The sequence below is a fragment of the Novosphingobium rhizosphaerae genome (assembly GCF_050920675.1).
GTDB lineage: Bacteria > Pseudomonadota > Alphaproteobacteria > Sphingomonadales > Sphingomonadaceae > Novosphingobium > Novosphingobium rhizosphaerae.
On sequence record NZ_CP137861.1, the window covers coordinates 3,174,361 to 3,185,701 of the forward strand.

Here is an 11,341-nt window from a genome sequence, read left to right on the forward strand (position 1 = left end):
ACCCGCCATGTCTCGTTTTTTCATCGACAGGCCCATCTTCGCATGGGTCATCGCGATCGTGCTCATGTTGGCGGGCGTCCTCGCCATCCGCTCGCTGCCGATTTCGCAGTTCCCCGCGATCGCCCCGCCGGCGGTTTCGATCACCGCCACCTATCCGGGCGCTGACGCAGAAACGCTGGAAAAGACCACCACCCAGATCATCGAACAGCAGATGAAGGGGCTGGACCACCTGCGTTACTTCTCGTCCTCGTCGTCCTCTGCGGGCACGGTGACGATCACGCTGACGTTCGAACAGGGGACCAACCCCGACATCGCCCAGGTGCAGGTCCAGAACAAGCTGCAGGCAGCGACGCCGCTGCTTCCCCAGGAAGTGCAACAGCAAGGCCTGCAGGTGGCCAAGGCCACACAGAACTTCCTGCTGTTCGTCGGCATCTACTCGGAAAACGGCGCGCATTCCGGCGCCGACCTGGCCGATTATCTCGTTTCCAAGCTGCAGGATCCGCTCGCGCGCGTTTCGGGCGTCGGCGACACACAGATATTCGGGTCGCAATATGCCATGCGCGTCTGGCTCGATCCGCTCAAGCTGAACCAGTACGGCCTGTCGGTCGCCGATGTCACCGCCGCGCTCCAGGCGCAGAATGCCCAGGTCTCGGCCGGGCAGATCGGCGCGCTGCCGGCACCGGGCACACAGATGCTCAACGCCACCGTGGCGGTGCAATCGCGCCTCTCCACGCCCGACGAATTCGCCAAGATCCGTCTCAAGACCGGCAGCGACGGCGCCGTGGTGCGCCTGGGAGACGTTGCCCGCGTGGCGATCGGCGCGGAAAACTATGGCTTTGATTCCAAGTGGAACGACAAGCCCGCCGCCGGCCTTGGGATCAAGCTGGCGCCCGGCGCCAATGCGCTGAACACGGTAGACGCCATCAAAGCCCGCGTGGCCGAGCTTTCGGGTCAGTTTCCGCCCGATATCAAGGTCATCTATCCCTATGACTCCACGCCGTTCGTGCGGCTGTCGGTCGAGCAGGTGGTCCACACCTTGATCGAAGCCGTGGTGCTGGTTTTCCTCGTCATGTTCCTGTTCCTGCAGAACTGGCGCGCCACGCTGATCCCCACCATCGCCGTGCCCATCGTGCTGCTTGGCACCTTTGCAGTGATGGCGGTCGCCGGCTATTCGATCAACACGCTCACGCTGTTCGGGATGGTCCTGGCGATCGGCCTATTGGTGGACGACGCGATCGTGGTGGTCGAAAACGTCGAGCGCCTGATCGTTACCGAGCACCTCAGTCCCATAGACGCCGCGCGCAAGTCGATTGACGAAATCTCTGGCGCGCTGATCGGTATCGCCATGGTCCTGGCGGCGGTGTTCCTGCCGATGGCCTTCTTCGGTGGATCGACCGGGGTGATCTATCGCCAGTTCTCGATCACCATCGTTTCCGCCATGGTGCTCTCTGTGCTGGTCGCCCTGGTGCTGACCCCGGCGCTTTGCGCCACGATCCTCAAGCCGCACACGCCCAAGGACCAGGAAAGCAATGGCCCGCTGGCCCGCTTCTTCCGCTGGTTCAATGATAAGTTCGATGCCGGCCAGCAGCGTTATGAAAAGGGCGTGCGTTCCACCGCGCGCAACTGGAAGCGCTCGATGGTGATCTACGCCCTGATCGTGGGTGGGCTGGCGCTGCTGTTCGTTCGGCTGCCAGGCGGCTTCCTCCCCGATGAGGACCAGGGCGCGGTGATCGCGCTGGTGCAAGGGCCGGCTGGTTCCACCGCCGCACGCACCGAAAAGGGCCTGTCCGCGATCCGCGAACATTTCATCAACAAGGAAAGCGGCAATGTTGTCGGCGTCTTCACCGTCAACGGCTTCAGCTTTGCCGGCTCGGGCCAGAACAGCGGCCTGGCGTTCATCCCGCTCAAACCGTGGAGCGAACGCTCAGGCAGCGCCAACAACGCCCAGTCGATCGCCGGGCGCGCGATGGCCAGTTTTGCCGCCTACCGCGACGGGTTGATCTTTGCGATCACGCCGCCGGCCGTGCAGGAACTGGGCAATGCCACCGGTTTCGACCTGCAACTGGTGGACCAGGCAGGTCTGGGCCATGCCGGCTTGCTCAAGATCCGCAACATGATGCTGGGCATGGCCATGCAGGACAAGAGCCTGGTGGGCGTGCGGCCAAACTCGCTCGACGATGCGCCACAGCTCAAGGTGACGGTCGACCAGGACAAGGCCGGCGCGCTCGGCGTTGACCTTGCCACCATCAACAGCACCATCGCCACGGCCTGGGGCGGCAGCTACGTCAACGATTTCGTCGACCGCGGCCGTGTGAAGCGGGTCTATGTCCAGGCCGATGCCCCCTATCGCATGGCGCCAGAGGACATGGACAAGCTGTTCGTGCGATCGAGCAACGGCAGCATGACCCCGTTCAGCGCCTTTGCCACGCTCTCGTGGGAAACGGGACCGGTGCAGTTGACCCGTTATAACGGCTTGCCTTCCATGGAAATCCTGGGCGCCCCGGCACCGGGCGTGTCCACTGGCGACGCCATGAAGGCAATGGAAGCGATCCACGCCAAGCTGCCGCCAGGCACCGCGCTGGAATGGACGGGCCTTTCGTATGAAGAACGCCTTTCGGGCGGTCAGGCCCCGGCGCTCTATGGCCTGTCGTTGCTGATCGTCTTCCTGTGCCTTGCCGCGCTGTACGAAAGCTGGTCGGTGCCGCTGTCGGTGATCATGGTCGTGCCCTTGGGCGTGATCGGTGCACTGCTGGCTGCCACGCTGACGGGCCTCAACAACGACATCTACCTTCAGGTGGGCCTGATCACGACGATCGGCGTCTCGGCCAAGAACGCGATCCTGATCGTGGAATTTGCCGAAGAGCGCATGCGCGATGGCCTCGGCCCGTTCGAGGCGGCGGTCAGCGCGGCGCGGCTGCGGCTGCGGCCGATCCTGATGACCAGCCTTGCCTTCGTGTTCGGCGTGCTGCCGCTTGCGGTGGCCACTGGCGCCGGTGCGGGCGGGCAGAACGCCATCGGCCGTGCGGTGGTGGGCGGCATGCTTTCGGCAACGGTGCTGGCGATCTTCCTCGTGCCGATGTTCTTCGTGGTGGTCTACAATCTCTTCGTCGCGCGCAAGCAGGCGAACCGCCCCCTTATCCAAGACGACGAGGGCGCGTCCGCGCCCCAGGGAGTCTGACAGTCGTGATCAAATCCCCCATCGCCCTTGCCGCTGTGCTGCCAGCGCTGCTGCTGTCAGGGTGCAACATGGCGCCGCGCTATGCCCGGCCGGCGCCCGCGGTGCCGCCTGCCCTGCCCCAAGGGCAGGGCGTCTATCCCGCCGCCGATACCGCGCAGGCACAGGACCTGGCGCGCATCGGTTGGCGCGAATTCTTTCGCGACGACCGCCTGCGCCAGGTAATCGAACTGGGCCTGGCGCATAACCAGGACCTGGCCCTGGCGGCGGCCAACGTGCTCCAGGCACGGGCGCAGTACCGGGTGCAGCGCGCCGACCTGTTCCCGGCGATCACCGCCAGCGGATCGGGCACGTATACCAACACCGCCTCGTTCGCGGCGAGCGCGGGCGGATCATCGACCTCGGGCGTGGCCGATATCCAGTACTTCACCGGAAACGTCGGTCTCTCTTCGTACGAGATCGACCTGTTCGGCCGGCTGCGCAACCTGAGCAAGGCAGCGCAGGAGCAGTACCTGGCAAGCGAGGAGGGCCGCCGCGCCACCCGCGTCACCCTCATCGGTGAAATCGCCTCGGCCTGGCTCACCCTGGCGGCCGACCGCGACCAGTTGGCCACGTCACAAAAGACGCTCAAGGCCTACGAACAAAGCCTTGACCTGACCAAGGCGCAGTTCCGCATTGGTGTAACCTCTGCCCTGGAAATGCAGCAGGCCGACACCAGCTATCAATCGGCGCGCAACGACATTGCCGTGTTGCAGACCCAGGTGGCGCAAGACCTCAACGCGTTGCAACTCCTGACCGGCGCGCCGGTGCCGGAAACGCTGCAACCCCACAGCCTGAATGCCGCGCCGGCAACGATCGACGCGCTGCCCGGCAACCTGCCGTCCGACGTGCTGCTGCGCCGGCCAGACGTGTTGCAGGCCGAACACCAGCTGATCGCGCAGAACGCCAACATCGGGGCGGCCCGCGCGGCCTTTTTCCCGACCATCTCGTTGACTGCCACAATCGGTACGATCAGCTCCACGCTGAGCAACCTGTTCTCGGCCGGGACCGGCACCTACACCGTGTCGCCATCGGCCAGCGTGCCCTTGTTCAACTTCGGGCAGAACAAGGCGAACCTGGATTATGCCAAGGCTTCGCGCGATGCGGCCGTGGCCACATACCAGAAGACGATCCAGACCGCGTTTCGCGAAGTGGCCGATGCCCTGGCACAGCGCGGCACGATCGACGAACAGGTGGCCGCCCAGACGGCGCGGGTCCAGGCCGCCAGCCAGGCCGCGATGCTGTCTGACGCGCGCTATCGGGCCGGCGTGGAATCCTTCCTCACCGCACTCGATTCGCAGCGCACCGCCTACTCCGCACAGCAGCAGTTGGTGACCACCCGGCTCAATCGCGCCAACAACTTGGTCACGCTGTATCGCACCCTGGGCGGTGGCCTCGATTGATTCGCTTGCCAAATCGCCAGACTAAAATAGGATGTGCCACATAACATATATGTGGAAGAGGTCTGGCGATGAGCGAAGGGATTCGTGAAGGCGTAACCGATGCAGGCGATGAAAGCCTCATCATCCTGGAATCGCTGCTGTGCCTGATGCGGGAAAAGAACCTGCTGACGCGCAGCGACATCGAACTGCTTTGTGAAAAGGTGGAACGCCGGGCCACGGGCACGAGCCGCAACCCCCTTCCCTGCAACAACGGCAGCGCCACCGAGGCGGTGGGCTATCTTCGGCGCCTCTCGGCCTATCTGGGCCAGCGCTATGGCGGCAAGCACATGCGGCGCGCCGCCAACTGATTGCGCATCGGCGGGGGTCGCCAGTCGCCTCCCGCCCTGCCCTGTCCGGGTTGCTTGCGCTGCCCAGGCGATCTTCGCCAGCCTGATTTCCCGGATGGGCAGTTTTGCGCCTGGCGCCTGCCTGCTCGGCCCGCGTTGATACGATAGCCATCATCGCAAGGCAGCAAAGCCAAGGCAGCGCCGCACCTTTTCACGGCCCGCGCGCATCTCGATCATTTCTCGATCGAACCTGCAATGACCATGGATCGCCCTGCGCCATATCCCGGATGTCGCCCCGGCCATTGCAGCCGGCGTTGCTTCCAAAGGTTTCGCGCAGATGGATCACACCACCCCGATCGCCGTTTTCCAGATCCTTCCGGGTCGCATGCCAGGATTGCCCGCAAGGTGCACCCTGGCCCGGTAAGGCCTGCCGGCCGGCGGCGTGGCGCGCGATTCCGGTCGCCCCTGCGCGGCTCCCTCTCGGGCCAAGCGAGGATGCGCCACACCGCCGGCCGGCGCACTGTCGGGCCGGCGCCCCCTCGGCCAGGCGCCTCATACCCACCGCCTGGCCCATCATCACAACGCCGCGCCGGCCCGACTTCTTGGCCAGGCCCCAGCCATCCAGGATTTCCACCATGTCTTCAGGCGCCACGCGGGCACTTGCGGCCCTGGCTACTACCGTGCTTGCCCTCGGCCTGGTATCCATCACCTGCGCCGCATCAGCGCCCGCCCAGATCGATGCGCAGCACCCCGAAAGCTGTGCCATGCAAAACGGGCCGGGCTTTCTCGTAAAGGTGGATGGTCTCAAGGATCGCTCTGGCCGCCTCGTTGCCCAGCTATACCCCGCAGCGCCCGATGATTTCCTGAAGGGCGAGGATGACTTGCGGCGCGAAGGCAAGGTCTTTCGCCGCACCATCACGCTGCCCAATCCGCGCGGGCCCAGCGTGGTTTGCATCGATGCGCCCGGCCCCGGTCGCTTTGCCCTGGTGGTCATTCACGACCGCGACGGCAAGTTCAAGTTCGACATCTGGAGCGATGGCCTGGCGCTGATCGGCAACAGCAGGCTGGGTCGCCGCCGCCCTGCCGTTGCGGAAGCCACGGTCACGGCCACCGCCACGCGCCAGACGCTGGAAATGCACATGCAATACATGCGCGGATTATCAGGGTTCGGGCCGACGACCGGCTGACCCCGGCGCACAATCAAGGAAACCCACCATGAACGAACGCCCCATTTCCCCGTGGCTGGCGGCGATGGCCGCCGTGCTTGCGGCACTCTCGCTGGCCGGTTGCAGCGGCCCACGCCCGATTGCCTATTCACACCTGGGATCCACGCCCTATTTGCGCCCCACGCCTGACGACGCCAACGGACGCACACCCTATGTTTTTGCCGTTCCGGTCAACTGGCGCCAGTATCACCGCGTGATCATCGACCCTGTCGAGATCTACGACGGACCTGATGCGCAGTTCGGCAAGATTCCTTCGCAGGGACAAGCCTATCTCGCGCGGGTGATGCAGCAACGCTTCACCACCCGGCTGGCCCGCGATTTCACGATCGTGACGCAACCTGCCCCCGATACCCTGCGCATCCACCTGACGCTGACCGGCGCCAGTGCCACGCCGCCGGTGATCGGCACGCTCTCGCACTTCGATCTTGCCGGAGGGCCTTACAACGCCTTGCAAGGGCTGCGCGGCAAGCCAGGCATAGTTTCTGGCGCGGTGGTCTATGCCGTGGAAATTCGCGACGCCCGGTCGGGCCAGCTGCTGCGCTCCGAAGTGACCCGGCAATACCCCGCGGCCATGAACATCGGTGCCAGTTTCGGCCCGATGAAAGCGGCCGAGAAGGGCATCGAAAAGGGCGCGGAAGCGCTCGCCCGGCGCATCACCGGAAACGACGAGGCGATCGCCCCCACCTTCCGCGCTCCGCAGCCCTGAACCGCAGCCGTCAGCCCAGCACTTCGGCCATGTCGACCGCACGGTGTTCGCGGGCGCTGATTTCAGCAGCGGTGCCGATGGCAACGGCCATCAACCCATCGTGCGCGGTGACAAGAACCTCGCCCTCGCCGCGCACGGCGCGGGCAAAGGCCTGATGCTGGTAGAACGTCGACCCGTGGTGGGAGCCAGCAGCCAACGCCGTTTCGTCCACGGCCACGTGACGGCGTTCCACCGCCTTGGGCCCCGGCCACGGCACGCGCGGCGACCACACCAGGTCCCCCGGCGGGATCAGCACGTCGAGACGACCCTTGTCGCCCGTGGCGCTCATTTCCTCCTGGTGCTCGGCCCCTTCGGCAAACATGCACAGGTCCAGGATGGCGCGCGTGCCATTGGCGAAGTCGACCGTGGTGAAGCTGTTGTCGATGATATCGGGGCAGGCGCCGTCATAGCGCTCGTCCACGTGGTTCACGTCCATCGCGCCCGAGCAATAGACACGCACCGGTTCGCTCTGCGTGATCAGGCGCATCAGGTCGAAGAAGTGGCAGCATTTTTCCACCATCGTGCCGCCGGTCTTGGCCGAAAAACGGTTCCAGTCGCGCACTTTGACAAGGAACGGAAAGCGATGCTCGCGGATCGAGAGCATGCGCAGGCCCCCCACCTGCCCGCCGTGGATCGCGTCGATGAAGGCAGCAGCGGGCGGCATGAAGCGGTATTCCATGCCGGTCCAGAACGGCGCGCTGCGGGCAGCGGCCTGCTCCACCACCCAGCGTGCATCGGCCATGGTGGTGCACAGCGGCTTTTCGCACAGAATCGCCGCGTTGCTGGCCAAAAGCGGCTCCAGCACGGCGCGGTGGGTGAAATTGGGCGAGGCGACGACGACCGCATCGAGCCCACCTGCCGCAATCAGGCTGGCCGCATCGGCGTGAACGGCCACGCCATCGGCCTTCTCGCCGAGCGCCTGGCGTGCCCAGTCGATCGAGGTTGCTTCCGGGTCGGCGATGGCCACGATTTCGGCGTCGGGCAACAGCTTGATATTGTGGATATGCTCCACCCCCATCATGCCGGTGCCGACCAAGCCGTAACGCAGTTTCTCTACCATCCGAAAGCTCCTTGTGCCATGGCGCCATCCATGACGAACCTCAGCCTAAAGACCGAACCCGTCGCGCTCGGCAAGAGCGGACTTGCTGTTTTTCCGATCGCCTGGGGCATGTGGCGGCTGGCCAGCCCCGATGGCCAGGATGATCTGGGCCTGATTGCCGAGCGCGTGGAAGCCGCGCTGGAAGCCGGCGTCACGCTGTTCGACACGGCCGACATCTATGGCTGCGATGCGCCCGTCGGGTTTGGCGGGGCAGAGGCCCTGTTCGGCAAGGCGCTGGCCGCCAACCCGCAGTGGCGCGCGCGCATGGTGATCGCCACCAAGGGCGGCATCTGGCTGGGCAAGCCTTATGATTCGACACGCGACTACCTGCGCAGCGCGATCGACGCCTCGCTGTCCCGGCTTGGCCTGCCCTATGTCGATCTCTACCAGATCCATCGCCGCGATTTCCTCACGCATCCGCGCGAAGTGGCCGAAGCGCTGGTGGAAATGGTCGAAGCGGGCAAAGTGCGCCACGTGGGCGTTTCCAACTACAGCCCGGCCGAAGTCGATGCACTCCAGGCGTTCCTGCCCTTCCCGCTGGTTTCCACCCAGCCGGAATATTCGGCGGCGCGCTTTGCCCCGCTTTATGACGGCACGCTGGACCAGGCGATGGCACGCGACATGGCCGTGCTGGCCTGGTCGCCGCTGGGCGGTGGGCGACTGACCGATGCGACGCACCCGGTGGGCAAGCTGCTGGCAGAGCAAGGCGCTGCCCATGGCACCGATGCCAGCGCGGCTGCCTTGAGCTGGATCATGGCGCATCCGGCGCGAATCGTGCCCATCGTCGGATCGCAGCAACCGCGCCGCATTGCGGCCCTGCGCGATGCGTTCAAGGTGAACTGGACGCGCGGGGAATGGTACGCGGTGCTGGCAGCCTCACGTGGGGAACCGATGCCGTGACACAAAATCCGTGCGAAATCAGCTGGTTTTCAGCGCTTTGCGATGACGATTACGAATACCTGGGTCAGAGCGACCCCATGCTGCAATCCAGCTGGGAGCATTGCCGCAACATCGTGATGGGTGCAGAGGAAGGCGGGTTCGACAACGTCCTGCTGCCCTCCGGCTATGCCCTGGGCATCGACACCACTGCCTTTGCTGCCGCGATCGCCACGCAAGTGCGCCGCATCAAGCTGCTGATGGCGGTGCGCGTGGGCGAATTGTGGCCGGCGCAACTGGCGCGGCAGATCGCCACGATCGACCAGATCCTGGGCGGCCGGTTGACGGTCAACATCATTTCTAGCGACCTGCCGGGCGAGACGCTGGATGGCGCGGCCCGTTATGAACGCACCGATGAAGCGATCGCGATCCTGCGCACGCTGCTGGCCGGGCAGCCGCTCGATCACCAGGGGCGGTTCTGGAACCTGAAGCTCGATGCACCGCGCATGCTGCAACAGGCGCCGCGGGTGCCCGCGCTCTATTTTGGCGGTCTGTCCGAACCCGCGCGCGAAACGGCGGCCAAGGGCTGTGACGTCTATCTGATGTGGCCCGACCGGATGGACGCAGTGAAAGAGACTGTGGCCGACATCAAGGCCCGCGCCGCGCGCCATGGCCGCACCATCCGCTGCGGCTATCGCGTGCACGTGGTGGTGCGCGAGACCGAAAGCGAAGCACGCGCAGCCGCCGACCGCCTGCTGAGCAAGCTGGACGCAGCGCAAGGCGCCGCGATCCGCGCCAAGTCGCTCGATTCGCAATCGGTGGGCGTGCAGGCGCAGGCCGCCCTGCGCGAGGCATCGGCCAGCGACGGCTATGTCGAAGACAACCTGTGGACCGGCATCGGCCGGGCACGGTCGGGCTGCGGCGCGGCCATCGTGGGCGATCCCGATCAGGTCCTGGCCAAGCTCAATGCCTATCGCGCGGCGGGAATCGAGGCTTTCGTGCTCTCGGGCTATCCCCATGCGCGCGAGGCGGACCTGTTTGCCCGCCATGTGCTGCCGCATATCGACCATGCGCCGTTTTAATCTCTACTTCAAAAGTTGAACTTTCTGGCACTCCCTTGCCACAGCCCCTAACAGGCTTGGCAAAGGAGTGCCGCCCGCCAATGACTGCCCTGCTCAGCCCTCGCCGCCGCCAGCTGCTGTTCCTCCTGGCGCTGACGGCCGGCATTCTCAATCTGGTCGATCGCCAGATCATCGCGGTGTTGAAGCCCACGATCGCGGCCGACCTGCATTGGACCGACGACGATTACGGCACGCTGGCCGCGCTGTTTCAGGCCGGCGCCGCGTTTGGTTTTCTGGCGGCCGGCTGGCTGGTCGATCGGCTGGGCGTGCGGCGGGCCAATGCCTTTGGCGTGGCGGCGTGGTCGCTTGCGGCGATGGCCCACGGCTGGGCGCGCAGCTTTGCCGGGTTCATGGCCTGCCGCATTGGCCTGGGCATGACCGAGGCGATGGGCACGCCGGCCGGGATCAAGACCATGGCCGCGATCTTTCCGCCCGAGCAACGCTCCACCGGCATTGGCCTGTCCAACGCGGTCAATTCCATCGGCGCGATCCTGGCGCCGCTGGCAATCCCGCTGGTCGCCGCGCTGTGGGGCTGGCGCGCGGCCTTTGTGGTCGCAGGCGGCCTGGGCCTGGTCTGGGCGCTGGCCTGGTGGCTGGCAACGCGTGGGGTCGATTTCGACGATGCGCCGCGCATGGTGGCTGGCGATGCTGATCCCTTGCCTGTGTGGCGCGAGGCGCGCACCTGGACGATTGCTGGGGCCAAGGTGTTGTCCGACGCCACATGGTTCCTGATGCTGTTCTGGATGCCCGACTATTTCCACCGCGCGTTCGGGCTGGCCGGCACCGAACTGGGTCCGCCGCTGGCGCTCGCCTATGCCGGGGCGGCATTGGGTTCGGTATTGGCGGGCACGGTTTCCAGCCGCTGGATCGGCGCTGGCAAGCCGATCGACAAAGTGCGCAAGCAGATCATGCTGGTTTCCGCGCTGGTGGTTGTGCCCGTACCGCTCGCCTTGCTGATGCCGGGCGCCTGGGGCGCGGCAGCCGTCCTGGCCCTGGCGCTGGCCGGGCACCAAGGCTTTTCCACCAGCCTGTTTGGCCTGATCGCCGATGTGACACCGCGGGCACGCGTCGGGCGCGTGACCGGCTTTTCCGCATTTTGCGGCAATCTGGGCGGCACCGCGATCACCAAGATCGCCGGCCTAACCTTGGCTGCGGGGCTGGGATATGGCCCGCTTTTCGCCTTTGCCGCCGTCTCTTACCTGCTCGCGCTGGGCTGGATCAGCCTGACCATGCCGCGCATCGTGCCGGTGGAGAACGGCGAAGCGGGCATTGCGTTGGGGCACTAAAGAAAAAGTTTCTTCTCTACCTATTCAGTTGAATATAGCGCGGCG

At 65.5% G+C, this 11,341-nt stretch carries 9 protein-coding genes; 8 read left to right on the forward strand and 1 reads right to left on the reverse strand.

Features of this window, described 5'->3' with window-relative positions; translation table 11 throughout:
* Positions 1-7: 7 nt before the first annotated feature.
* The 5 genes from R9J51_RS14480 to R9J51_RS14500 all read left to right on the forward strand — a co-directional run bounded on the left by R9J51_RS14480 (position 8) and on the right by R9J51_RS14500 (position 6,875).
* A complete protein-coding gene (locus R9J51_RS14480; RefSeq protein ID WP_169474560.1) occupies positions 8-3,178 on the forward strand; it encodes an efflux RND transporter permease subunit in 3,171 nt (1,056 codons plus the stop codon).
* Between the two features lie 5 nt (positions 3,179-3,183).
* Positions 3,184-4,617 carry an efflux transporter outer membrane subunit gene (locus R9J51_RS14485; RefSeq protein ID WP_179504850.1) on the forward strand — a complete coding sequence of 478 codons (1,434 nt, stop codon included), beginning with the start codon at positions 3,184-3,186 and terminating at the stop codon, positions 4,615-4,617.
* A 68-nt stretch (positions 4,618-4,685) separates the two neighbouring features.
* Complete coding sequence (locus R9J51_RS14490; protein WP_168555081.1) at positions 4,686-4,964, forward strand: hypothetical protein; 279 nt, start codon at positions 4,686-4,688, stop codon at positions 4,962-4,964.
* A 614-nt stretch (positions 4,965-5,578) separates the two neighbouring features.
* Positions 5,579-6,130 (forward strand): DUF2141 domain-containing protein, encoded by a 552-nt coding sequence (locus tag R9J51_RS14495; RefSeq protein ID WP_179504851.1) that lies wholly within the window; start codon positions 5,579-5,581, stop codon positions 6,128-6,130.
* A gap of 28 nt (positions 6,131-6,158) precedes the next feature.
* Positions 6,159-6,875 carry a DUF3313 family protein gene (locus R9J51_RS14500; RefSeq protein WP_218843483.1) on the forward strand — a complete coding sequence of 239 codons (717 nt, stop codon included), beginning with the start codon at positions 6,159-6,161 and terminating at the stop codon, positions 6,873-6,875.
* A gap of 10 nt (positions 6,876-6,885) precedes the next feature.
* Here R9J51_RS14500 and R9J51_RS14505 read toward each other — a convergent pair whose 3' ends face one another.
* Positions 6,886-7,974, reverse strand: a complete 1,089-nt coding sequence (locus R9J51_RS14505; RefSeq protein WP_179504852.1) for a Gfo/Idh/MocA family protein — start codon at positions 7,972-7,974, stop codon at positions 6,886-6,888.
* Positions 7,975-8,004: 30 nt separating this feature from the next.
* Here R9J51_RS14505 and R9J51_RS14510 point away from each other — a divergent pair, with 30 nt between their 5' ends.
* The 3 genes from R9J51_RS14510 to R9J51_RS14520 all read left to right on the forward strand — a co-directional run bounded on the left by R9J51_RS14510 (position 8,005) and on the right by R9J51_RS14520 (position 11,296).
* Entirely contained in the window at positions 8,005-8,913 is a 909-nt protein-coding gene (locus R9J51_RS14510; protein WP_179504853.1) for an aldo/keto reductase, read from the forward strand.
* Complete coding sequence (locus tag R9J51_RS14515; RefSeq protein ID WP_432787509.1) at positions 8,910-9,971, forward strand: LLM class flavin-dependent oxidoreductase; 1,062 nt, start codon at positions 8,910-8,912, stop codon at positions 9,969-9,971. Before R9J51_RS14510 ends, R9J51_RS14515 begins: the two co-directional genes overlap by 4 nt.
* Before the next feature lie 80 nt (positions 9,972-10,051).
* Positions 10,052-11,296 (forward strand): MFS transporter, encoded by a 1,245-nt coding sequence (locus R9J51_RS14520; RefSeq protein WP_179504855.1) that lies wholly within the window; start codon positions 10,052-10,054, stop codon positions 11,294-11,296.
* Positions 11,297-11,341 lie beyond the last annotated feature (45 nt).

Bases quoted from the DNA above. Each gene is read 5' to 3' on its own strand.
- R9J51_RS14480 (WP_169474560.1), top strand. From the start codon at position 8: ATGTCTCGTTTTTTCATCGACAGGCCCATCTTCGCATGGGTCATCGCG.
- R9J51_RS14490 (WP_168555081.1), top strand. From the start codon at position 4,686: ATGAGCGAAGGGATTCGTGAAGGCGTAACCGATGCAGGCGATGAAAGC.
- R9J51_RS14495 (WP_179504851.1), top strand. From the start codon at position 5,579: ATGTCTTCAGGCGCCACGCGGGCACTTGCGGCCCTGGCTACTACCGTG.
- R9J51_RS14500 (WP_218843483.1), top strand. From the start codon at position 6,159: ATGAACGAACGCCCCATTTCCCCGTGGCTGGCGGCGATGGCCGCCGTG.
- R9J51_RS14505 (WP_179504852.1), bottom strand. From the start codon at position 7,974: ATGGTAGAGAAACTGCGTTACGGCTTGGTCGGCACCGGCATGATGGGG.
- R9J51_RS14510 (WP_179504853.1), top strand. From the start codon at position 8,005: ATGACGAACCTCAGCCTAAAGACCGAACCCGTCGCGCTCGGCAAGAGC.
- R9J51_RS14520 (WP_179504855.1), top strand. From the start codon at position 10,052: ATGACTGCCCTGCTCAGCCCTCGCCGCCGCCAGCTGCTGTTCCTCCTG.